Below are 22,458 nucleotides of genomic sequence, written 5' to 3' on the forward strand. Positions count from 1 at the left end.
GTCGAAGCGCGCGGGCGGCTGGGGCGGGGGCGCCGTCGGGGGCGCCGTCGGGGGCGGGCCCGGTGCCGGTGACCGCTCCGGGGCGGTCGGCGTGGCCGGATCGGCCGGGCCGCTCGGATCGGCCGGAGGCGTCGTCGAGGCCGGGGCGGCCGTGTGTGCCTGAGGTGCCGTCGGCGCCGGAGGCGACGGGGCGGCCGTCGGCGGCGGGGCGGAGAGGTTCACCCCGCAGCCGCCGCAGAAGCGGTCGTCCTCCTCCAGCGGCTCGGCACAACTGGGGCACGTGGAGCATTGGTCGAGCTGCGGCATCCTCACACCCACGTCCTGGGGCGGAGACGGTTGGCCCGTTCCACCCACGAAATTCTCTCGCTCCCGCTCTGCGCCAGCCGGGCCAGCCGTCTGCAGGAGCCCTCCAGTCCCAGACGCAGCCCGGTCTCGGTCGGTTCGCTACCGAGGAGTACCGGATTCCGCGCGGGTGCGCCGGGGGCGGCGGGGCGTCCGGCGAGCACCCACTCCAGGGCCCGGCCCAGCACCTCGGTGGCCAGCCGCTCCCGGCGCGGTGCGTCCAGCCCGAGCGTCTCCAGCCGTTCCAACTCGCCTGCGGCGGCCTGGACGTCGGGCAGCAGCGGCTCGCCGGGCGCGCGCTGGCGCAGCCGTGCGGAGATCGCCGCCACCCGGGCCGCGACGTGGTGGATGGAGGACTCGGGCACGGACTCCAGCGCCGTGACGGCCCCCGCCCGGTCCCCGGCGGCCAGCCGCACCCGGGCCAGCCCGAACGCGGCGCTGACGTAGTTCGGGTCGCTGGACCACACCAGCCGGTAGAACTCCTCGGCGTTGTCCAGCTGGCCGAGCAGTTCGGCGCTCACGGCCAGGGCGAGCTTGGGCGCGGGCTCGCCGGGGAACGCGTCGTAGACGGCGTCGAAGGCGACGGCCGCTGTCTCCCGGTCCCCGTTGACCAGGGCGGCCACGCCCCGGTACCAGACCACCCGCCAGTCGTCGGGGTGCCGTTCGGCCAGCTGGGCCAGGTCCGCGAGGCCCACCGGCATCGCCGGGCCGGCCGCGGAGGCCAGTTCGAGCTGGGCTCGCAGGGCGCGCAGCCGCAGCTCCACCGAGTCGGCCGGGGCGGCGCGCAGGGCCGCGTAGAGGTCGGCGGGCGCGGCGCCGGTGAGCCCGGCGAGGAACCCGGCGTTGGGGTCGGTCGGGTCCACGGCGGGGACGGGCAGGGCCAGCGCTGCCGCCCTCGGGTCCAGCGGGCTGATGGCCACCGGTCCGCTCGGCGGCTCGGTGGGAGCGGGCACCGGGCGGCGGCGTCCTCCCCGGCGGGGGCGCGCGCCGGGCAGGTCGGCTTCCTCGTCGTCCGCCGGGAGCAACTCCGTGTTCACGACCCGTAGTTCCGGTCGGAACAGGGTGGACACCGCCGGGCAGGGCCGACCGCTGCGCAACGCGACGATCTCCCGCAGCACCCCGGTCAGCTGTTCGGCCATCTCGGCGGCCGAACCGAACCGGCGTTGCGGATCGGGGTCGGTGGCCCGCACCAGGAAGCGGTAGTAGGACTCGTACTGCCGGAAGACGTCGACGGTCTCCGGGTCCGGCAGGCTGTCCACGTACATGTTGGTGTAGCCGCGGAAGTCGAAGGTCAGCACCGCCAGGGTGCGGGCGACGGTGTAGAGGTCCGAGGCCACCGAGGGGCCGAACTCGGCGACCTCCGGCGCCTGGTAGCCCACGGTCCCGTACACGGCGCTCTCGTCGTCGTCCATCCGGCGCACCGCGCCGAGGTCGATGAGCTTGAGCTGGTCGTGCTGCTGGATGGCGTTGTCGACCTTGAAGTCGCAGTAGAGCAGGTTGCGGCTGTGCAGGTGGCCGATCGCCTCCAGTGCCTCGATGCCGAACGCGCAGGCCTGGTCCACGGGCATCGGGTCCCGGCGGCCGTCGGGCCCGCGCCGCTCCTCCGCGAGCTGCTTGAGCGACTTGCCGCCGACGTACTCCATCACGATGTAGCCGTCGAGGCTGCCGGTGCGCTGGTCGAGGTGCTCGACGAAGTTGTAGATGCGGACGATGCCCGCGTGCTCGATCTCGGCGAGGAAGCGCCGCTCGGAGATGGCGGCCACCATGGCGTCCTGGTCTCCGGTGTCCAGCAGGCCCTTGAGCACCACCCAGCGGTTGGAGACGGCCCGGTCCACGGCGAGGTAGATCCAGCCGAGACCGCCGTGGGCGAGGCAGCCCGCCACCTCGTACTGTCCGTGGACGACGTCACCCGGGTTCAGCTTGGGCACGAAGGAGTAGGGCTGGCCACACTTGGTGCAGAAGCCCTCGGTGCGGCCGGGGCGGCCCGCGCGGGAGCGGCCGACGGGGCTGCCGCAGTCGGGGTTGCCGCAGAACCGCTTGCGCTCGGGCACCTCGGCGCTCTCCAGCACGGCCGAGGCCGGATCGGCCCTCGGCACCTCCGGCACCGTCACCAGGCCCGCGCCCAGCCGGTGCCGCGAGGACGCGCCCGAGGAGGACCCCCGGGAGCTGCGCACCGAGAGCGACGGCGCCCGCAGCGAGCCCGTCACCGAGCGGGAGAGCCGGCCGGACACCGAGCGCCGGGAGGACTGCGACCGTGCGGAGGCCCGCCCGGACGACGGCCCGGAGGAACGTTCCGACCGCCCGGAGGCGCCGAGCCGCCCGGACCCGGAGGAGCCCGAGTGGGCCTCGGAGCGGACCGACGGCGTCGAGCCCGGCCGCTGGGCGGTGGGGGCGACGACGGGCGACAGCCCGCAGGTGTCGCAGTACAGCTCGCCTCCGCCGACGTCCTCGTACGTCCCCTCGCAGTTCCGCTGCTGGCACGTCCGCTGCCCGCTCATCGACCGCCCTTCCCCGTCACGTCGTTCGTTCCGGCGCCCGCGCCGGTGTTCCCGGTGGCACCGCCGTCCCCGGTGGCACCGCCGTCCCCGGTGGGCCGGGCGCCGTCAGCCGGGCCCGCGTCCTTCGGCGGGCGCTGCGCCAGCCCCTCCACGGCGGCCCGCTGGTAGCGCAGGACCGCCTGCTCCGCGGCCCGCAGGTCGCAGGGAGCGCTCCACAGCATCCGCCGGGCGCTGTCGTAACGTTCGGTCAGCAGCGGGTCCTCCGCCAGCCCGTGCCGGGCGACCTTGGCCCGATAGCCGTCGAGCCGCCCGCGCAGCTCCGCCCGGACGGCCAGCGGAGCCGTCACCGCCGCGAGCTGCTCCCTGGCCCGCTCCAGCTCCTCGTCGGCCCGCTGCTCCAGGCTGTCCAGCAGGGGCGACAGCCGGTGCCACCGGGCGTGTCTGCGGTACTCGGCGGCGGTGGCGAGCTGCTCGTGCAGGGCCGTCGCCGGGCCGCTGACCGCGGGCACCTCGGAAGCGGCGATCTTGGCCAGCACCTCGCCCCGGGCCGTACGGGCCTCGGCGAGGGTGCGGTCGGCCCGGGAGAGGACGTCGCGCAGCCGTAGCAGCCGCTGGTCGGCGTCCTGCCGCACGGCGAGGACGGCTTCGATCTCCCGGCGCACGTCCTCCAGCGAGCGGGCGGCACGGTCGTACCGCTCGGTGTCCGGACGGCCCCCGCCGGGCGCGCTGCTGCCCCCGGCGGGCAGCCAGAAGGCCAGCGGATCGCAGATCACCTCGCCACGCAGCGCGGTGAGTTCGGAGGTGATCCGCTCCAGTTCGTCCCCGGCCGGATGCTCGCCGGCCCGGACGCCGACGGAGTGCGCGAGCGAACGGATGCGGCCCAGCTCGGCGGCGAGCAGGTCGATGCGGGCGGGCAGCGCCGACCACACCGCGTCGGCGGCCACCACCACCTCCAGCGCGCGGGCGTACCCGGCGTTCATGCGGTCCACGAGCTCGGCCATGCTCAGCCGCTCGGCCAGCCGGCCGCCGCGCGCGCCGCCGTCCCCGGATACCGTCACGCCCTCGCCGCGCAGCAGCTCGGACAGCGCGATCAGGTCGTCCCGCCCCGGCCAGCGGCGTCTGCCCCGGATCTCACGGGCGGTGCGCAGCGCCTCGGTGTACCGCTCGAACTGGCTCCACAGCAGTCCGATCGTCGCTTCGGCGGCGGCCCAGCGGTGCTTGGTGGCGCCGGTCAGGTCGGCGCCCTCCAGCAGCCTGCGCCCCGCGTGGTCCTGGAGGGCGAGCAGGGACGACTCGATCGCCTCGTGCTCCGCGCCGAGCCGGGCCAACGCCCGGTCCACCTCGTCCCGGCTCAGCACCGGTCCGGAGGATTCCGTGGACCCCATCGATCACCTCGCTGTTCTCGTCCGGCCCGCCCGTTCCCGGTGTCCGGCCACCTGTCCGCTGCCCCGCCGGTGCCGTACCGGGCCTCAGTCCCGGTACTGCGGGGCGGGTGGACGCGGCTCCCGGTCGGGCATGACGTCCGCCAGCCAGCGGTCGTACGACGTTCGCCAGGCGCTGTCGGCGCCACCGGAACGGAAGTCGTCGAGCACCTTGTTGACCCGGCGCACCAGGTCCTCGTCCTCGAGGTTCATCGCCACGCCGTAGGGCTCGGTGGTGAACGGCTCGCCCACGAGCTCGACCGTCGGGTCCTGTGCGGCCAGCCCCGCGGCGAGCGCGCTGTCGGTCACCACCGCGTCCACCTCGCCGAGCTGGAGCCGCACCAGGCAGTCCAACTGGTTGGGAACCAGCACCTGTTCGGCGCCGAAGTCCCGCTCGCGGATCGCCGCCGCGGCCGTGGAGCCCTTGGCCGAGCACGTACGCCGGTTCGCCAGCGAGGAGTCGTGCCCGGTGATCTCCGAGCTGCGCGGCGCCAGCACCTGCTGACCCGCGACGAAGTAGGCGGTGGAGAAGGCGACCTGCTTCCGCCGCTCGCAGTTGATGGTCATGGTGCGCACGACCATGTCCACCTCCCGGTTCCGGATCGCCGGGATGCGTTGGTCGGTGGGGATCGTCCGGTAGACGATCTTCGCGTCGGGGCCGAGGAGGTCCCGCCCGAGGGCCTGGACGAGGTCGATGTCGAAGCCGTCGATCGAGCCCGTCTGCGGATTGCGGTAGCCCCACAGGTAGTTGTTCTGGTCGACGCCGACGATGAGGTGACCGCGCTGCTGGATGCGCTCGACCGCCTCGCCCGCCGCGTCCGAGGGGCGCAGGCTGGCCGCCGCCGGGGTGCCGTCCTGGCAGGTCTCCGGCGCGGCGGGGACGTTCGGGACGTTCGGGGCGGTCGGCGGCCGGGCCGCCGCCTCGTGCGAGGGTCGGCCGTCCGCCGCGCCCCCGGCCGACGTTCCCATCCGGGCCGCCTCGCCCGGCAGGCCAGCCGCCAGGAGGGCGGCCAGCGCGGGGGCGAGGGCCGCGAGCCCCACCACCAGGGCCCGCCGGGGCCGCCGGGCCACCACGGTGGTCCCGGCGCGGCTGCCGTCGTGTATCCCGTGGGCCGGCCTCGTGCCGGAGGGACCCTTGCCCCGTCCCGCGTCGTCCGTACGCCCGGTCGTCGTCATCGCACCGTCCTCCCCGCTCACCGGTACTCCGCCAGCCTGCGGCCGATGCCGGCCACCGAACCCGCCGCCCCCAGCAGCGTCAGCAGCCCGGTGCCCACCGCGAGCCCCGTCAGGGCCGAACGGCCCGACTCGGCCGCGCCGGTGAACTGCCCCTGCTCGTGTCTGATCGCCTCGCGCAGCGCGGCGTCCACCTTGTCGAACGCCTGCCCGGTGCTCTCCCCGGTGCCGATGGCCTTGGCCACCGCCGCGGCGTACTCGCCGGAGTTGTCCAACTCCCGCACCTCGGCGTGGCGTTCGTTCCACTCCCGGGCCTGCTCCAGCGCCTCGTCGACGGCCGCGCGGCCCGTCTCGTCGTCCGCGAGCAGGGCGGCTTTCTCCAGCAGTGCCCTGCCCGGCCGCTGCGCCTTCTCGCCGGCGAGCCGCAGCATGCTCTCCCGGTACGTCTCCTCGTAGGCGGCGCCCGCGCCGCGGGCCACCAGTGTCATGTTCTCGTCCCCGCGCGCCTCCAGCGCGGCCACCAGGGACTCGTTGAGCGCCTGGAGCGAGCGCCCGGCGTCCCGCTCCGCGTCGCCGAGCCTGGCCCAGGCGATGCCGTGGCCGACAACCAGCCACCCGAGGACGACGAGCACCGTGGCGGTGGCGCCGAGCAGTCCCCGGTTGAAGACCCGGTTCGTGCGCACGTAGTGGCGGCGCTGCGCCCAGCCGAGGGCGCCCAGCACCAGCACTCCGAGCAGCAGGGCCTGCCACGGCCAGGACCTGGCTTCGTCGTGATCCCGCTGGTAGCGGGCCGACTCCGTCTCGTAGAGGGTGCGGGCCGCCGGGAGCAGCGTCGTGCGCATCCGCTCGTCGGCGTAGCGCAGGTAGGCACCCCCGATCGGCAGCCCCTGCCGGTTGTTGGCCCGGGCGGCCTCCACCAGGCCGGTGTAGACGGGCAGTTCGCGGTTGAGGGTGCTGAGCTGCTGCCGGGCCGTCTTGGACCCCTCGCCGCTGGCGGCGGCCCGGGTGATCAGCTCGGCGGCCTGCCGGATGTCGTCGTCGTACCGCTCGCCCACCGCACGGGGCTCCTCGCCGCCGGCCAGAAAGCCGCTCGCGGCCGTGGTGTTGGCGTCGGCCAGCAGCCGGTGGATCTCGGCGGCGTCGGCGCTGAGCGGCTGGCTGCTGCCGATGACGGCGTCGGCCGCCGAGGAACGGAGGGTGACCTGAAGGGAGGTCAGCAGGCCGAAGGTCAGGATCAGGACGACGAGGACGGCCCCGATGACCCGCAGCCGCCCCGGTTCCGTCGTGGCCGCGGCCCGCAGCCGCCGCCAGTTCTCCGTCCACGCGGTGTGCCGGGCCGGGGCGGCGGGTTGCCCGGGTGCCGGTGTGGACTGCCCCGCGACGCCGGAGTGCGGCCCCGCCTGGGGCGGCACGGCCGACGGAGCCGTCGGCGGTGCGAGAGCCGGCTGCACGCTCGGCGGCTGCGTCACGGTACGGGACCTCCCCCTCGGTCACACATCATGCCTCCCCCGTCACGGCGAGCAGTATGACGGGTGAAGGTCACTTCCCGCACGGCCGTACCCGTGCGGACGGGGGATCGTGACGACACGGTTGCACGCTCCGGAGCCCGCGAGGGCCCCGGAACACGACGAAGGCCCGGCTCAGACGGGGGTTCTGCCGTCGATCCGGGCCAGTGCGTCGTCCGCGCCGTACGGCCGCAGGTAGGGCAGCCAGCGCGGGTCCCTATGCCCGGTGCCGATGATGCGCCAGGCCAGCCCCGTGGGCGGGGCTGGCTGATGGCGCAGCCGCCAGCCCAGCTCGGCGATGTGGCGGTCGGCCTTGATGTGGTTGCAGCGTCGGCAGGCCGCGACGACGTTGTCCCACACGTGCTGCCCGCCGCGGCTGCGCGGGATGACGTGGTCGACACTCGTCGCCGTCTGCCCGCAGTACGCGCAGCGCCCGCCGTCACGCGCGAACAGCGCCCGCCGGGTCAGCGGCACCGGGCCGCGGTAGGGCATCCGCACGAACCGCTTCAGCCGCACCACGCTGGGAGCCGGTACGACGTGGGTCGCGCTGTGCATCAGGGCGCCGGAGTCCTCCAGGCTGACGGCCTTGTCGTTGAGGACGAGGATGAGCGCGCGGCGGAGCGGTACGACACCGAGCGGCTCGTACGACGCGTTGAGGACCAGGACATGCGGCACGGTGCCTCCTTGTACGTCTGCGGCACGTGGCTTGTGCCGGGACGATCTCCCCTCAGTGTGTCCCGCGCGGGGGGCGTGGCGCCACCACGATCGCGTAACGCACCGCGCGTGTTCTCCACCACATCCCCTGCCGAGGTGGTCTCCCGCCGCCGATCGGCCGTGTCCGGGCGGTGGGCACCCGCATACTCTGGGAGACGTGGCCGAGACGATGGACGAGCGGATCAGGGAAGCCGAACGGCACGCCGACGAGGCGGCCGGCTGGCTCCAGAACAACTGGGAGGCCTGGTTGGGCGCCGGGCTGCGCATCCTCCTCATCCTGGTCATCGCCCTCGTCCTGCGGGCGGTGGTGCGGCGCACCATCACGCGGCTGGTCGACCGGATGAACCGGTCCCGGGAGGACGGGGACGCGGCCGGCGGCGGGCTCGGCAGCCTCCTCATCAACGCGGAGCGGCGCCGACAGCGCTCGGCGGCCATCGGCTCGGTGCTGCGCAGCGTCGCCTCGTTCCTCATCCTCGGCACGGCCGCGCTCACGGTGCTGTCGGTTTTCGACATCAACCTCGGGCCGCTGCTGGCCAGCGCCGGTGTGGCGGGCGTGGCGATCGGCTTCGGCGCCCGCAACCTCGTCACCGACGTCCTGACCGGCATGTTCATCCTGCTGGAGGACCAGTACGGGGTCGGGGACCGCGTCGACGCCGGTGAGGCCGTGGGCACGGTGCTGGAGATCGGGCTGCGGGTGACCAAGCTGCGCGGGGACGACGGCGAGATCTGGTACGTACGCAACGGCGAGATCAAACGCGTCGGCAACCTCAGCCAGGGCTGGGCGACCGCCACCGTGGACGTGCAGGTCCGGGCCGATGAGGACCTGGACACGGTCCGCGAGGCGATCACCGAGGCCGGGCGGGCGATGGCCGGGAGCGAGCCCTGGGACGAGAAGCTGTGGGGCCCGGTCGAGGTACTCGGTCTGGACGCGGTGGGCATGGAGTCGATGACCGTGCGGGTCTCGGTGCGGACGATGCCGGGTGAGGCCGCGCCCGCCGCGCGCGAGCTGCGCTGGCGGGTCAAGCGGGCCCTCGACGCGCAGGGCATCCCGCTCGTCGACGACGAGGGGCTGGCCCAGGAGGCCGCGGCCGAGGCGGCGTCACGGCTGTCCCTGCGCAAGACCGGTGTCTGACGGGCCCGGCCGGGCGCGGACGAGGCACCACCGGGTGCGGGCAGGATCTCCCGGGCCGGGCGAGGGGGTGTCGCGGAGGCGTTGACCCCGCAGTGGTCTAGTCCTATCGTGCCAGGGGTGAAACTCGCAGTGGTGGGGGGCGGTTCCACCTACACCCCCGAACTCGTCGACGGATTCGCCCGGCTGCGCGACACCCTGCCGGTCACCGAACTGGTCCTCATCGACCCCGACGCCGACCGGCTCGCCCGGGTCGGCGGGCTGGCGCGGCGCATCCTCGCCCGCCAGGGCCACCCCGGCCGGGTCGTCCTCACCGAGGACGCGGCCGCGGGGGCCGAGGGCGCCGACGCCGTCCTCGTCCAGCTCCGGGTCGGCGGCCAGGCAGCCCGGCGGCAGGACGAGACCTGGCCGCTCGAATGTGGCTGCGTCGGTCAGGAGACGACCGGGGCGGGCGGGCTCGCCAAGGCCCTGCGCACCGTGCCCGTCGTCCTCCGGCTCGCCGAGACCGTGCGCCGGGTCGCCCCGGACGCCTGGATCATCGACTTCACCAATCCCGTCGGGATCGTCACCCGCGCCCTGCTGGACGCCGGCCACCGTGCCGTCGGGCTGTGCAACGTCGCCATCGGCCTCCAGCGCACCTTCGCCGAGCTGCTCCGCCTCCCGCCCGGGGAACTGCACCTGGAGCACTACGGGCTCAACCACCTCACCTGGGAGCTGGCCGTGCGGCACGGCGGCCCGCAGGGCCCCGACCTCCTGCCCGGACTGCTCGCCGAACACGGGCGGACGCTCGCCGAGCGGCTGCGGCTGCCCCGCCCGCTGCTGGACCGGCTCGGCGTCGTCCCCTCCTACTACCTGCGCTACTTCTACGCGCACGACGAGGTCGTGGCCGAGCTGGGGGAGCGGCCCTCGCGGGCCGAGGAGGTGGCGGCCATGGAGGAGAAGCTGCTGGAGATGTACGCGGACCCGGCACTGGACACCAAGCCGGAACTGCTGGCCAGCCGCGGTGGGGCCTTCTACTCGGAGGCCGCCGTCGCCCTGGCCGCCGCCCTCCTCGGCGGCGGCGGTCCGGCGCAGGGCCCTGGCGGCTCGGACGCCAACGCCGTCCAGGCCGTCAACGTGCGCAACGACGGCACGCTGCCCTTCCTCCCGGACGAGGCCGTCGTCGAGGTGCCCGCCCACGTCACGCCCCGGGGCGCCGAACCGCTGCCCGCCCCCGGCATCCCGCCGCTGTACGCCGGCCTCATCGCCCACACCGCCGCCTTTGAGCGCCTGGCCTTGGACGCCGCCCTGCACGGCGGCCGGGACCGGGTCTTCGCCGCCCTCCTCGCCCACCCGCTGATCGGCCAGTACGAGCGGGCGGAGGGCCTGACCGACCGGCTCATCGCACACAACCGGGCGCATCTGCCATGGGCCTGAGCGCGCGCGGCGGTGCGGCCGCCGCGGGCGGAGGCGCCGTCCTCGCCGTCGATGCCGGAAACAGCAAGACGGACGTCCTGCTCGCGGGCGTGGACGGCGAGATCCTCGGCACCGCCCGGGGGCCCGGCTTCCGGCCCGCCCCGGCCCGGCCTGACGCCGCGGGGGAGGCCGTGGCGGAGCTGGCCGGGCCCGTCCGGGCCGCGCTGGCCGCGGCCCCGCCGGGCGCGGACGTCGTCCACATCGCGGCCTGCCTGGCCAACGCCGACCTGCCCCGCGAGGAGCGGGCCCTGGGTGCCGCCGTCGCCGCCGCCGGCTGGGCCCGCACCGCCGAGGTGGTCAACGACACCTTCGCCGTGCTCCGGGCGGGCCTGCCCGACGACGACTCGGTGCGGCACGGCGTCGCCGTCGTGTGCGGGGCGGGGATCAACTGCGTGGGCCGCGCCCCGGACGGCCGCGTGCACCGGTTTCCCGCCCTCGGCAGGCTCTCCGGGGACTGGGGCGGCGGCGCCGGGCTGGCCGAGGCCGCGCTGTGGCACGCCGCCCGGGCGGCGGACGGACGCGGCGCCCCGACCGGGCTCGCCCGGGCGCTCCCCGCCCACTTCGGGCTGGCCGGGATGCCCGAGCTGATCGAGGCCCTGCACCTGGGGGAGCTGCCCGCCGAACGGCGGTACGAGCTGACGCCCGTGCTGTTCGCCGTGGCCGCCGAGGGCGACGCGCTCGCGGGCCGGCTCGTGGAGCGGCAGGCCGAGGAGATCGTCGCCATGGCCCGCGTCACGCTCGACCGGCTCGGCCTGCTCGGCACGCCCACCCCCGTGTTCCTCGGGGGCGGGGTGGCCGCCGCGCGCCACCCCGCGCTGCACGAGCGCGTCCTGCGGGGGCTCGCTGAGGCGGCGCCCCGGGCGGAGGTCACCGTGGTGGAGGCGCCGCCCGTGCTGGGGGCCGCCCTGCTCGCCCTGGACGCCGCGGACGCCCGCCCCGAGGCCCGTGCCCGGCTGCGCCGCCGCCTGGGCGGGGCGCGGGGCCGGTGACCGGCCGCCCCGGCACGGGGCATAGCCTCATCGCGTGCTGACCGGTTCGACGTTCCCGCTGCTCCTGGGCGGCATCGTGTTCTTCGGCGCGGCCGTCCAGCGGCTGGCCGGAATCGGTTTCGGCCTCGTCGCGGCGCCCTTTCTCGTCCTGCTCGTCGGCCCGATGGACGGCGTCACGATGGCCAACTGCGCGGGCATCGCCATCAGCGGCCTGGGGCTGCTGGCCACCTGGCGCGGCGTGCGGCTGCGCTCGATGGTCCCCCTGGTCGCCGCGGCGGCGCTGACCGTCCCGCTGGGTGCGGCCGTCGCCCGCGCTCTGCCCGAGCCGGCGCTGCTGACGGCCATGGGCGCGCTGCTGAGCGCCCTGGTGCTGCTCCTGGTCCGCGGCGTGCGGCTGCCCTCCCTGCGGGGCCGGGCGGGGGCGGTCGCGGCCGGGGCGGCCAGCGGCTTCATGAACTCCTCGGCCGGCCTCGGCGGCCCCGCCGTCTCGCTGTACGCGGTCAACGCCGGCTGGTCGGCCCGCGAGTTCGTACCCAACGCGCAGTTCTACGGGCTGCTGGTCAACATCTTCTCGCTCGCGGCCAAGGGCGCGCCCGGGCTGTCCGGCGAGGAGTGGCTGGTCGCCGGGGTCACCCTGGCGGCCGGACTCGTCGCCGGGCACCTGATCGCGGCCCGCACCCCGGAGGGGCGGGCCCGCCGGGTCATCCTCGCGCTGGCGCTCGGCGGTGGGCTGGTCACGCTGGGCAAGGGCCTGTGGCTGCTGCTGCCCACGCTGCCGGTGGGCTGAGCTCGGCCGTTGACTTCAACTCAGGTTCACTTCCTACGTTCGGTGGCATGACACGACCTTCCGCCACCACGCCCTCGACGACCCCTTCAACCACCACGACGTTCACGGCTCCCCGGGCCGTGTCCGCCGACGTCCCCGAGTTCACGGAGGCCGAGCTGCTCCAGCAGCCCCTCGGCTACTGGACAGGCGCCGCGAGCGCCGCGATCACCGGGTTCCTCAACGCCAACCTCGCCCGCGAGGGCGTCCAGCAGCCGCACTGGTGGACGCTGAACCGCGCCCGCGAGTCCGCCGAGGGGCTGACCCGGACGGAGCTGGTCGAAGTGATCGGCGCGAGCCGCCCCTACGTCGACGTCTCCGTCCTCGGCACCGCCGTCGACGAGCTGCTGGAGCGCGGACTGCTCGCGGAGGCCGGAGGCAGGCTGCGCGTCACCGAAGCCGGTGACGCCCTGGTCGGCCACCTGTGGACGGACGTGCTGACCCCGGCCCTGCGGCAGGTGCGGGACGGCATCGACGACGCGGAGTACGTCGCCGTCATCCGGCTGCTGCGCCGCCTGATCCGCAACGTCGAGGGGGACGCCGGCTTCCGGCTGTGAGCCCGTACCGGGGCGGCGCGCGGACGTCCGCCGCGCGTCGCCCCGGCCCCCTGCCGTAAAATCTTGGGTGTCCTGGCCCCGACACCGCGCGCTGTGCGCTCGTGGCGTCGCCCGAACGGCAAATTGCCGGTGCTATCGTGACGTGACCTGCGCCACGTTCCGGTGCCGATGACGGATGCCCACGCAGGCAGTGGGTAGGCCACCGAATGTCCAGCTTGCCGTCCACGAACGGAGGCCCGCCGTGGCCACGTCCGCTGACCTTCTCACCGCCCTGATCACCCTGCCCAGACAGCAGGACAGGGCGGAGGAGGGTGATCCCTCCAAACAGGCCCTGCTGTCCGATCCGGACTCCGGCCTCGACGGCTCCTGCTCCTGCGGCTGCTACGAGGCGCCGCTGACCAGTGAGCCCCCGCTCGCCGACGTCGCCCCGCTGACGAGCGAGCCCCCCATCGCCGCCGAGCTCCCGCTGACCAGCGAGCCGACCGGCGCCGGCTTCGGCACGGAGTCCACGGAGATCTGATGGGCCGCCTGGCGCGGCTGGCCGCGGCACACGGTGTCGCCACCTCCTATGCCCCCGGCCCCGGCCGGGTGGTCGAGGTGCCGGAGGACTCGGTCGTCGCCGTGCTCGCGGCCCTGGGCGTCGACGCCTCGACGCCCGAAGCCGTCCGCCAGGCCCTGGAGACACACGAGCTGCAGGCCGCCGCCAGGCTGCTGCCGCCCACCGTCGTCCTGCGCTCGGGGCAGGACGAGGCCCCGCACGACACCGGCCCGGGGCTGCCCGGCCTCCCGGCGCTGCCGCCGGGCACCGTGCTCCGGGTCGAGACGGAGGACGGCGCCCAGTACGACGCCGGCCCCGGCCTCCCCGTCAGCGTCCCCGCCGCCGTGCCCCCGGGTGTCCACACGCTCCGCGCGGAGGCCCCGGACGGGCGCTCGGCGCGGGCGCCCCTCATCGTCGCCCCCCGGCGGTTACCGCGTCCGCGGGGCCGCACGCACGGCCTCATGGTCCAGCTCTACTCCATGCTCTCCGGCCGCTCGTGGGGCATGGGCGACCTGGCGGACCTGGCCGACCTCGCGGCCTGGGCCGGGCGGACCACGGGCGCCGGATTCGTCCAGCTCAACCCGCTGCACGCCGCCGTCCCCGCCGCCGAGGGCGAGGGCACCGACCCGTCGCCCTACCGGCCCTCCTCCCGGCGCTTCGCCGACCCGGTCCACCTGCGCGTCGAGGACGTCCCCGAGTACGCCTACCTCACGGGCGCCGAGCGCGACCGCATGGAGCGGCTGACGGAACGCGCCGCCCGGCTGCGCGAGGGCGTCCTGCACAAGGGCGCCCACATCGACCGCGACGCCGTGTGGGCGCTCAAGCTCGACGCCCTGGAACTGCTGCGCACCGTTCCGCTGAGCCCCGGGCGCCGGGCCGACTACTGCGCCTACCTCGCCGACGGCGGCCAGGAGCTGGAAGACCACGCCCTGTGGTGCACGCTCGCCGAACTCCACGGGCCAAACTGGCGCTCCTGGCCCGCCGGGCTGGACGACCCGCGCTCCGCCCGCACCGCCCGCGCCCGCACCCAGCACCTGGAGCGGGTGGACTTCCACTGCTGGCTCTCCTGGCTCGTCGACGGCCAGCTCGCCCGCGCCCAGGAGGCCGCGCGGGGTGCCGGGATGTCCGTCGGCCTCGTGCACGACCTGGCCGTCGGCGTCCATCCGTCCGGCTCCGACGCCTGGGCGCAGCAGGACGCCCTGGCCGCCGGGATGTCCGTCGGGGCCCCGCCCGACGCCTTCAACGCCGCAGGCCAGTGCTGGGGGCTGCCCCCCTGGCGGCCGGACGCGCTCGCCCGCACCGGCTACCGCCCCTACCGTGAGCTGCTGCGCGGCCTGCTGGCCCATGCCGGGGCCCTGCGCGTCGACCACGTCATGGGGCACTTCCGCCAGTGGTGGGTGCCCGAGGGCCGCCCGCCCGCCGAGGGCACCTACGTGCGCTACGACGCCCAGGCCATGCTCGGGGTGCTGACGCTGGAGGCCCACCGGGCCGGTGCCGCGGTGATCGGGGAGGACCTGGGCACCGTGGAGGACGGCGTGCGGGAGGAACTCGCCGATCGGGGCGTCCTCGGCACCTCGGTGCTGTGGTTCGAGCGGGACTACACGGGGGACGGCAAGCCGCTGGCCCCAGGCCGCTGGCGCGCGTCCTGCCTCGCGACCGCCACCACGCACGACCTGCCCAGCACCGCCGCCCGGCTCGCCGGGGACCACGTCGCGCTACAGCACCGGCTCGGGCTGCTGGAGGGGTCGCCGCGCGCCGCCCGCGCGGCCGCCGCCGCCGAGCGCGCGGAGTGGCTGGCCCTGTTCGCCCGGCTGGGGCTGCTGGCCCCGGGGCACGCGGAGGAGGAGGCCGCGATCCGGGCCGTCTACCGGTTCCTGGCCACCACCCCGGCGTGGCTGGTCGGCGTCTGGCTGCCGGACGGTGTCGGCGACCGGCGCCCGCAGAACGTCCCGGGCACGTCGCTGGAGTACCCGAACTGGCGGCTGCCCATCGCGGACGGCACCGGGCGGCCCGTCGCGCTGGAGGAGCTGCTCGCCTCGCCCCGGCTGCACACGCTGCTCACCGGGCTGCGCACCGCGCTGGAGGAGGGCGGCGTCCGGGAGTAGCCGGCCCGGAACCCGACCCCGGATGAGCGGGGCGCAGCGTCGTTCGCTACGTTAAGAACGTGGTCAAGACTGAGACTGTTGCTGCGCGTGCCGGAATCGTCGGCGTCGCCACGACGCTGATGCTGCTGACGTCCTCCCCCGCCTTCGCCCTGACGCGAGACGACGGAGACGACCCGGGCACGGGGCTGAGCGTCGCCGAGACGCTGGGCCTCTACGTGGGTGCCCCGCTGCTGCTGTTCCTGCTGATCTGCGGCCTCGTCATGGTGGGCGACAAGTCCCGCAAGAAGGAGAGCTGACCTCCCAGCACCTCCGTCGAGGGCGCCTCCCGGCCGTGCCGCCGGGAGGCGTCCTCGACGTGTGTACGGGGGCGGACGCCGGACCGCGCTGCGGCGTCCGGGCGGGCCTCGCCCCGGCCCTCGCCGCCCCCACGCCCCCACGCCACGCACCACACGCGCGTACCGCCCGCCCCTGCCCCCGGCCGGCGGCGCTGGACCTCCGCCACGCCGTCATCCGTGACGGACCAGGTGGCCGTGGTGAACGGGACCGTCTACGGCGGGAGCTTCGGCGGCACGGTGTCCGCGGTCGACGCCGCGTCCGGGAACCTGCTCCGGCAGACCAACACCAAGAGCCGTGTCCCGGCCGCGCCGGCAGCCGAGTTCACCCGCAACGCACCGCGGCGCGGAGGCGTGGCCCGCGATGGGCACGCCTCCGCGCCGCGGGCGGCGGACACGCCGCCGCCCGGTTGAGGGCCGTCAGGCCGCCGCGGCGCGGTCTGCGGCCTGGGCACGCAGCGCCCGCGCCACGCCGGCGCGGGACTCGCCGACCAGCCGGCGCAGCGCCGCGCTGCTGTCGTCCGCGGCGGCCAGCCACGCGTCGGTCGCGTCCAGCGTCTCCTGGGCGACCTGGAGCGTCGGGTAGAGCCCGATCGCGATCTGCTGCGCCATCTCGTGGCTGCGCGAACTCCACACCTCGGCCAGCACCTCGAAGTACTTCGCGGTGTAGGGCTCCAGAAGCTCCCGCTGGTCGGTCTGGACGAAGCCCGCGATGACGGCCTCCTGCACCGCGTTGGGCAGCTTGTCGGACTCGACGACCTCGGCCCACGCGGCGGCCTTCGCCTCGGCCGTGGGACGGGCGGCCCGGGCGGTGGCCGCGTGCCGCTCGCCCGCCGAGGTGGGGTCGCGCTTGAGCTCCGCGTCGATGGCCTCGTCGCCCGCCCGGCCGGTGACCGCCAGCCGCAGCAGCAGGGCCCAGCGCAGGTCCGTGTCGACGTCCAGACCCGCCACGCTCGCGCTGCCGTCCAGCAGCCCCTCCAGCAGGCCGAGCTGCTCGTCGGTGCGGGCCGTGGCGGCCAGCGCCCGGGCCCAGGCGAGCTGGTGGTCGCTGCCCGGCTCGGCCGTCCGCAGGTGCTCAAGGGCGGCCTGCGACCAGCGGGCGAGCCCCTCCGCGCGCCACTCGGGCGCCGCGTACAGGTCGAGGGCGAGCTTGACCTGCCGGTGCAGCGACTGGACGACGCCGATGTCCGACTCCTTGCCGACGCCCGACAGCACCAGCTCCAGGTAGTCGCGGGCGGCCAGCTCGCCGTCGCGGGTCATGTCCCAGGCGGCGGACCAGCACAGCGCACGCGGCAGCGACTCCGTGAAGTCGCCCAGGTGCTCGGTGACCGTCTCCAGGGACCGCGCGTCCAGCCGCACCTTGGCGTAGGACAGGTCGTCGTCGTTGAGCAGGATCACCGCGGGGCGGGCCCGTCCGGCCAGCTGGGGGACGTCGGTCAGCTCGCCGTCGACGTCCAGCTCCACGCGCTCGTCGCGCACCAGGACGCCGTCGCGCAGCTCGTAGAGGCCGATCGCGATGCGGTGCGGACGCAGCCGCGGCTCGCCCACCGCGCCCTCGGGCAGCGCCGGGGCCTCCTGGCGGACGGCGAACCCGCGCAGCGTGCCGTCCTCGGCGACGTCGATCTCGGGGCGCAGCACGTTGATGCCCGCCGTCTCCAGCCAGGCCTCGGACCAGGCGGCCAGGTCCCGGCCGGAGGTCTCCTCCAGGGCGTCCAACAGGTCGGACAGCCGGGTGTTGCCCCACGCGTGGCGCTTGAAGTAGGCCTGCACGCCACGGAAGAACGCGTCCATGCCGACATAGGCGACGAGCTGCTTGAGTACCGCCGCGCCCTTGGCGTAGGTGATGCCGTCGAAGTTGACCAGCACGTCGTCCAGATCCCGGATCTCGGCCATGATCGGGTGCGTGGAGGGCAGCTGGTCCTGGCGGTAGGCCCACGTCTTCATCTGGTTGGCGAACGTCGTCCACGCCTGCGGCCACCGGCTGCCGGGGGCGTACGCCTGGCAGGCGATGGAGGTGTAGGTGGCGAACGACTCGTTCAGCCACAGGTCGTTCCACCACTCCATGGTGACCAGGTCGCCGAACCACATGTGCGCCAGCTCGTGCAGGATGGTCTCGGCGCGCACCTCGTAGGCCGCGTCCGTCACCTTGGACCGGAAGACGTACTGGTCGCGGATCGTGACCGCGCCCGCGTTCTCCATCGCGCCCGCGTTGAACTCCGGCACGAAGAGCTGGTCGTACTTCTCGAAGGGGTAGGGGAAGTCGAACTTCTCCTGGAACCAGTCGAAGCCCTGCCGCGTCACCTCGAAGATCGCCTCCGCGTCGAGGTACTCCGCGAGCGAGGGGCGGCAGTACAGGCCGAGCGGGACGCTGCGGCCGTCGCCCTCCCAGGTGCTGTGCACGCTGTGGTACGGGCCCACGATCAGTGCCGTCACGTAGGTGGACATGCGCGGCGTCGGGGCGAAGGACCACACGGTCCCGGTGGGCTCGGGCGTCGGTGAGTTGGAGATCACCGTCCACCCCTGGGGAGCGGTCACGGTGAACCGGAAGGACGCCTTGAGGTCCGGCTGCTCGAAGCAGGCGAACACCCGCCGCGCGTCCGGCACCTCGAACTGTGTGTACAGATAGGCCTGCTGGTCGACGGGGTCGACGAAACGGTGCAGGCCCTCCCCGGTGTTGGTGTAGGCGCAGTCCGCGACGACGGTCAGCTCGTTGGCCCCCGCCACCACCGACGGCAGCGCGATGCGGGAGTCGGCGAACACCTCGGCCACGTCGAGCGCCTCGCCGTTCAGCCGCACCTCGTGCACGGTCGGCGCGACGAGGTCGGCGAACGTGCTCGTGGCCTCGCTCGCCTCGAACCGCACCGTGGTCACCGAGCGGAACGTGCCCCCTTCCTGCGCTCCGGAGAGGTCGAGGTCCACGGCGTACGCGTCCACGGTCAGGACACGCGCCCGCTCCTGCGCCTCGTCACGGGTCAGATTCGTCCCAGGCACCTGGTGTCTCCCTCACGGTTGTCTCGGGCTTCGTTGCTCCGGCGGTCCGGACATCCTTCCACGCCCGCCCCGCCAGCGCGCAGCTCACCTGGGCCGGACCACGACGTAGCCCGCCGGATCGCGCTCGTCGCACGTCATCAGAGCCGTGCGCACCACCGCCGCCTGCGCCCGCGGTGCGTCGCGCAGCCGCAGCGGGCACAGCCGGACGACGGCCACGCCGAGCCGCTCCAACGTCTGTCGCCTGCGCGCGTACTCCAGCTCCGCGATGTCGGCGTCCTCGGGGTACGCCGCCCCCGCCCACCGCCCGGCGCGGGCGTCCAGCTCGACGGCGACTCCCTGGGCGGGCCAGTACGCGTCCACCCATCCCAGTGAGCCGCCCTCCGGCAGCCGCAGCTCCACGTTCCAGCACGGGTCGGGCAGCCCGTGCTCGCGCACGGCCGCGTACAGCCGCTCCTCGGCCACCGCCCGGCCCTCGGCCAGCAGCGCGTCCACGGTGTCCACGACCTGCGGCCGGGACAGCGCCCGCGCCCGGGCCAGCTCCCGCACCAGCGCCTGCGCCTCGCAGTACCCGCCGCGCACGGCCTCGGTCAGCAGCCGCCGGACGGCGACGGCGTCGGTGAGCCGGCCCACCGCGTCGGCCACCGCCCGGGCCACCGGTGCCACCGGCACCCCGGTGACGTCCTGCGGCTCGGGCACCGCCTGCGAGCGCATGATCCGCGCCCATCCGGCCGACCGCAGCCGGCGGGTGTGCGGCACCAGAAGGTCGATGCGCTCCAGAGCGGCCAGCGGCGGAGCCCCGGCCAGCCCGTGCAGCGCCAGCGCCGCGAGGCCGGTGACCATCACCGGGCCCGGCGCGGGCTCCCGCCGAGCGTACAGCAGGACCGCGTGCAGCCGCTCCTCGCTCGTCGCCGGACCGGGGTGCAGCAGGTACACGCCCGGCAGCGGCCGCTGCCACGGGCCGCCGCCACGGCAGCGCTCCTGGGCGAGCGAGGCCGTCACGCCCTGCTCGCGCAGGGCGCGGGTGGTCACGACGCGGCGCCGGACGTCGGACAGGTCGCTGAGGGGGCGGGGAGTGAGGGGAGTCTCGTTCATGCCGAGGCGATTCCCGGCCCCTCCCCGCCCCCTAACGGCTGTTACCGGCCTGTCGATGAATCCGGACAAGACCGCCCTAAAGTACGGGTGTTCGACTGCCGATTAGGGCAGCCGCCGCAGGACGGCCGGACGGCGCCTCAACGGCCCGCCCGCGCGTCGCAGGCCTGCCCGGCCAGGGCCCGGGCCAGGTCGTCCCTGGCCTCCAACACCAGCCGGCGCAGCGCGGGCGGCGCCTCGGCGTGCTCGGCCAACCAGGCGTCGGTGGCCGCCAGCGTGCCCGGCGTGCTCAGCAGCGCCGGGTACAGGCCGCGCACGACCGACATCCCGATCTCGATCGACCGCTCCGCCCACACGCGCTCCAGCACCGCGAAGTACCGCTCCACGTACGGCTCCAGCAGCTCCCGCTGACCGGCCTGGGCGAAGCCGCTGATCGTGGCGTCCACCAGCGCGTTGGACAGCACGTCCGACTCGACGACCTCCGCCCACGCCCCGGCCTTCACCTCGGCGGACGGCCTGGCCGCCAGGCAGCGCACCTGGTGCCGCTTGCCGGACGCCGTGTCGTCCCGGGCCAGCTCGGCGTCGATCACCGCCGCATCGGCCCGGCCCGCCGCCGCGAGGCGACCGACGAACGTCCACCGCAGCTCCTGGTCGACGTCCAGGCCCTCGACGCGTGCGGAGCCGGCCAGCAGGCCCTCCAACAGCGCCAGGTGACCCTCGCTCCCGGCCACCGCGGCCAGGAACCGCGCCCAGGAGAGCTGGTGCCCGCTGCCGGGCTTCGCGGCGCGCAGCTCGCGCTCCGCGCTCTCACCCAGCTCCCGCGCCGCCTCGGCCCGGTACTCCGGCGTCACGTAGTGGTCGAGGGCGGTCAGCGTCCAGGCGTGCAGCATCTGGAGCACGCCGACGTCGCTCTCCGTCCCCGCGAAGCGCAGCACCAGCCGGAGGAAGTCCCGGGCGGGCAGCAGCGCGTCCCGGGTGAGGTTCCACACGGCCGACCAGCACAGGGCGCGGGCCAGCGGATCCTCCACGTCGCCCAGGTGCTCGCGCAGCGTGGCCAGCGACTCCGGGTCCAGCCGGGTCTTGCAGAAGGTGAGGTCGTCGTCGTTGACGAGAACCAGCTCGGGGCGCTCGGCCCCGGCCAGCTCGGTGACGACGGTGCGCTCGCCCGTCACGTCCAGCTCCGCGCGGGCGTACCGCGTCAGCGGGGCCCCCTCGCCCGCCCGCCGGTACAGGCCGACGGCGACGCGGTGCGGGCGCAGCGCCGGGCGCTCGGCGGGGGCGCTCTGCAGGACGGACAGTTCGGCGATCCGCCCGTCCTCGCCGTAGCGCACCCGCGGGGTCAGGGAGTTGACGCCGGCCGTCTGGAGCCAGGCACGGGCCCACTCGCCCATGTCCCGCCCGGAGGTCTCGCTCAGCACCGCGAGCAGGTGCTCCAGCCGGGTGTTGCCGTAGGCGTGGCGTTTGAAGTAGCGGCGCGCGCCCTCCAGGAAGGCGTCCCGGCCCGCGTAGGCGACGAGCTGCTTGAGCACCGAGGCGCCCTTGGCGTAGGTGATGCCGTCGAAGTTGAGCTTGGCGTCCTCCAGGTCGTGGATGTCCGCCGTGATGGGGTGGGTGGAGGGCAGCTGGTCGGCCCGGTAGGCCCACGCCTTGCGCCGGTTGGCGAAGGTGATCCAGCCCGAGTCGAAGCGCGTGGCCTCCACCTGCGCGAAGGTGCCCATGAAGTCGGCGAAGGACTCCTTCAGCCACAGGTCGTCCCACCACTCCATGGTGACCAGGTCGCCGAACCACATGTGCGCCATCTCGTGCAGGATGACGTTGGCCCGGCCCTCGTAGGAGGCCTCGGTCACCTTGCCGCGGAAGACGAACTCCTCCCGGAAGGTGACACACCCCGGGTTCTCCATGGCGCCGAGGTTGTACTCGGGCACGAAGGCCTGGTCGTACTTCCCGAACGGGTACGGGTAGTCGAAGTGGTCGTGGAAGAAGTCCAGCCCCTCCTTGGTGACCCGGAAGATGTCGTCGGCGTCGAAGTGCTTGGCCAGCCCGCGGCGGCACAGCGCGCCCAGCGGGATCGTCAGCTCGGTGCCGTCGGGCAGGCGGCGCCGGTAGACGTCGGCGACCTGGTGGTAGGGGCCCGCGACGACCGCCGTGATGTAGGTGGAGATCGGCTTGGTGCGCTCGAAGCGCCAGGTGGCGGAGCCGTCGTCGTGCTCGGTGGGGGCGCCGGTGCGGTCCCCGTTGCTGAGCACCGTCCAGGAGGCGGGGGCGGTGACGACGAAGTCGAAGGGCGCCTTCAGGTCGGGCTGTTCGAAGTTGGCGAAGACGCGGCGGGCGTCGGCGGGCTCGTACTGGGTGTACAGGTAGGTCTCCCCGTCCTCCGGGTCGAGGAAGTGGTGCAGCCCCTCACCGGTGCGGCTGTAGGCGCAGGCCGCGTCCACCGTCAGCTCGTTCTCGGCGGCGAGCGGGCCGATCTGGACGCGGGTGCCGTCGAAGACCCGGTCCACCGGCAGCGACTCGCCGTTGAGGGTGACCGAGTGGACGTGCGGGGCGAGCAGGTCCACGAAGGTGCTCGCGCCCGGCCGCGAGCTGCGGAAGCGGATCGTGGTGGTGGAGCGGAACGTGCGCGGGCCCTCGCTCGGCGCCGGCCGCACGGCGTCGCGGACGTCGAGGGCCACCTCGTAGCCGTCCACGGTGAGCAGCTCGGCCCGCTCCCGGGCTTCGTCGCGGGTCAGGTTCTCTCCGGGCACGGGCCGACTCCTTGTGACACCTGGGTTTCGCATATCGAACAACGGGGGTCAGC

16 protein-coding genes and 1 pseudogene are annotated in these 22,458 nt (G+C 74.8%); 9 read left to right on the forward strand and 8 right to left on the reverse strand.

The window, feature by feature from the left end:
* Nucleotides 1-308 precede the first annotated feature (308 nt).
* The 5 genes from HPT28_RS15790 to HPT28_RS15810 all read right to left on the reverse strand — a co-directional run bounded on the left by HPT28_RS15790 (nucleotide 309) and on the right by HPT28_RS15810 (nucleotide 7,614).
* Entirely contained in the window at nucleotides 309-2,840 is a 2,532-nt protein-coding gene (locus tag HPT28_RS15790; RefSeq protein ID WP_219091727.1) for a serine/threonine-protein kinase, read from the reverse strand.
* Nucleotides 2,837-4,225, reverse strand: a complete 1,389-nt coding sequence (locus HPT28_RS15795) for a hypothetical protein (protein ID WP_257578706.1) — start codon at nucleotides 4,223-4,225, stop codon at nucleotides 2,837-2,839. The genes HPT28_RS15790 and HPT28_RS15795 overlap by 4 nt, the downstream gene beginning before the upstream one ends.
* Before the next feature lie 84 nt (nucleotides 4,226-4,309).
* A complete protein-coding gene (locus HPT28_RS15800) occupies nucleotides 4,310-5,437 on the reverse strand; it encodes a glutamate ABC transporter substrate-binding protein (RefSeq protein ID WP_219091728.1) in 1,128 nt (375 codons plus the stop codon).
* A 17-nt stretch (nucleotides 5,438-5,454) separates the two neighbouring features.
* The gene (locus HPT28_RS15805; protein ID WP_308119289.1) at nucleotides 5,455-6,903 is read right to left on the reverse strand and encodes a hypothetical protein; all 1,449 of its coding nucleotides are present in this window, start codon (nucleotides 6,901-6,903) and stop codon (nucleotides 5,455-5,457) included.
* A gap of 171 nt (nucleotides 6,904-7,074) precedes the next feature.
* Nucleotides 7,075-7,614: an HNH endonuclease gene (locus HPT28_RS15810; protein WP_219091729.1), complete on the reverse strand. Its 540-nt coding sequence runs from the start codon at nucleotides 7,612-7,614 to the stop codon at nucleotides 7,075-7,077.
* A gap of 208 nt (nucleotides 7,615-7,822) precedes the next feature.
* Here HPT28_RS15810 and HPT28_RS15815 point away from each other — a divergent pair, with 208 nt between their 5' ends.
* The 9 genes and pseudogenes from HPT28_RS15815 to HPT28_RS15855 form a co-directional block, all read left to right on the forward strand.
* Nucleotides 7,823-8,785 (forward strand): mechanosensitive ion channel family protein, encoded by a 963-nt coding sequence (locus HPT28_RS15815; protein ID WP_219091774.1) that lies wholly within the window; start codon nucleotides 7,823-7,825, stop codon nucleotides 8,783-8,785.
* Nucleotides 8,786-8,902: 117 nt separating this feature from the next.
* On the forward strand, nucleotides 8,903-10,198 hold the full coding sequence (locus HPT28_RS15820) for a 6-phospho-beta-glucosidase (RefSeq protein ID WP_219091730.1): 1,296 nt from the start codon (nucleotides 8,903-8,905) through the stop codon (nucleotides 10,196-10,198).
* Nucleotides 10,189-11,226, forward strand: a complete 1,038-nt coding sequence (locus tag HPT28_RS15825; RefSeq protein WP_219091731.1) for an N-acetylglucosamine kinase — start codon at nucleotides 10,189-10,191, stop codon at nucleotides 11,224-11,226. Before HPT28_RS15820 ends, HPT28_RS15825 begins: the two co-directional genes overlap by 10 nt.
* Before the next feature lie 37 nt (nucleotides 11,227-11,263).
* The gene (locus HPT28_RS15830) at nucleotides 11,264-12,013 is read left to right on the forward strand and encodes a sulfite exporter TauE/SafE family protein (protein ID WP_257578718.1); all 750 of its coding nucleotides are present in this window, start codon (nucleotides 11,264-11,266) and stop codon (nucleotides 12,011-12,013) included.
* 47 nt (nucleotides 12,014-12,060) lie between these two features.
* Complete coding sequence (locus HPT28_RS15835) at nucleotides 12,061-12,606, forward strand: MarR family winged helix-turn-helix transcriptional regulator (protein ID WP_219091732.1); 546 nt, start codon at nucleotides 12,061-12,063, stop codon at nucleotides 12,604-12,606.
* A gap of 241 nt (nucleotides 12,607-12,847) precedes the next feature.
* Nucleotides 12,848-13,126 carry a hypothetical protein gene (locus tag HPT28_RS15840; RefSeq protein WP_219091733.1) on the forward strand — a complete coding sequence of 93 codons (279 nt, stop codon included), beginning with the start codon at nucleotides 12,848-12,850 and terminating at the stop codon, nucleotides 13,124-13,126.
* Nucleotides 13,126-15,249, forward strand: coding sequence for a 4-alpha-glucanotransferase (gene malQ, locus HPT28_RS15845; RefSeq protein WP_219091734.1), 2,124 nt, complete (start codon nucleotides 13,126-13,128; stop codon nucleotides 15,247-15,249). Before HPT28_RS15840 ends, malQ begins: the two co-directional genes overlap by 1 nt.
* Nucleotides 15,250-15,308: 59 nt before the next feature.
* The gene (locus HPT28_RS15850) at nucleotides 15,309-15,545 is read left to right on the forward strand and encodes a hypothetical protein (RefSeq protein WP_219091735.1); all 237 of its coding nucleotides are present in this window, start codon (nucleotides 15,309-15,311) and stop codon (nucleotides 15,543-15,545) included.
* Nucleotides 15,546-15,737: 192 nt separating this feature from the next.
* Nucleotides 15,738-15,995, forward strand: a pseudogene (locus tag HPT28_RS15855) (PQQ-binding-like beta-propeller repeat protein); the annotation flags it as partial.
* A 6-nt stretch (nucleotides 15,996-16,001) separates the two neighbouring features.
* Here the strand turns inward: HPT28_RS15855 and pepN (HPT28_RS15860) are convergent.
* The 3 genes from pepN (HPT28_RS15860) to pepN (HPT28_RS15870) all read right to left on the reverse strand — a co-directional run bounded on the left by pepN (HPT28_RS15860) (nucleotide 16,002) and on the right by pepN (HPT28_RS15870) (nucleotide 22,405).
* Nucleotides 16,002-18,572 (reverse strand): aminopeptidase N, encoded by a 2,571-nt coding sequence (gene pepN / locus HPT28_RS15860; protein WP_219091737.1) that lies wholly within the window; start codon nucleotides 18,570-18,572, stop codon nucleotides 16,002-16,004.
* 84 nt (nucleotides 18,573-18,656) lie between these two features.
* The gene (locus tag HPT28_RS15865; RefSeq protein ID WP_219091738.1) at nucleotides 18,657-19,664 is read right to left on the reverse strand and encodes a hypothetical protein; all 1,008 of its coding nucleotides are present in this window, start codon (nucleotides 19,662-19,664) and stop codon (nucleotides 18,657-18,659) included.
* Nucleotides 19,665-19,801: 137 nt separating this feature from the next.
* The gene (gene pepN / locus HPT28_RS15870) at nucleotides 19,802-22,405 is read right to left on the reverse strand and encodes an aminopeptidase N (protein WP_219091739.1); all 2,604 of its coding nucleotides are present in this window, start codon (nucleotides 22,403-22,405) and stop codon (nucleotides 19,802-19,804) included.
* Between the last annotated feature and the right edge of the window lie 53 nt (nucleotides 22,406-22,458).

The organism is Streptomyces sp. JJ38 (assembly GCF_019303475.1).
Classification (GTDB): Bacteria; Actinomycetota; Actinomycetes; order Streptomycetales; family Streptomycetaceae; genus Streptomyces.

What these genes read in the sequence shown, in the direction of transcription:
- HPT28_RS15790 (WP_219091727.1), bottom strand. Translation starts at nt 2,840, where the DNA reads ATGAGCGGGCAGCGGACGTGCCAGCAGCGGAACTGCGAGGGGACGTAC.
- HPT28_RS15795 (WP_257578706.1), bottom strand. Translation starts at nt 4,225, where the DNA reads ATGGGGTCCACGGAATCCTCCGGACCGGTGCTGAGCCGGGACGAGGTG.
- HPT28_RS15800 (WP_219091728.1), bottom strand. Translation starts at nt 5,437, where the DNA reads ATGACGACGACCGGGCGTACGGACGACGCGGGACGGGGCAAGGGTCCC.
- HPT28_RS15815 (WP_219091774.1), top strand. Translation starts at nt 7,823, where the DNA reads ATGGACGAGCGGATCAGGGAAGCCGAACGGCACGCCGACGAGGCGGCC.
- HPT28_RS15825 (WP_219091731.1), top strand. Translation starts at nt 10,189, where the DNA reads ATGGGCCTGAGCGCGCGCGGCGGTGCGGCCGCCGCGGGCGGAGGCGCC.
- HPT28_RS15835 (WP_219091732.1), top strand. Translation starts at nt 12,061, where the DNA reads ATGACACGACCTTCCGCCACCACGCCCTCGACGACCCCTTCAACCACC.
- malQ (WP_219091734.1), top strand. Translation starts at nt 13,126, where the DNA reads ATGGGCCGCCTGGCGCGGCTGGCCGCGGCACACGGTGTCGCCACCTCC.
- HPT28_RS15865 (WP_219091738.1), bottom strand. Translation starts at nt 19,664, where the DNA reads ATGAACGAGACTCCCCTCACTCCCCGCCCCCTCAGCGACCTGTCCGAC.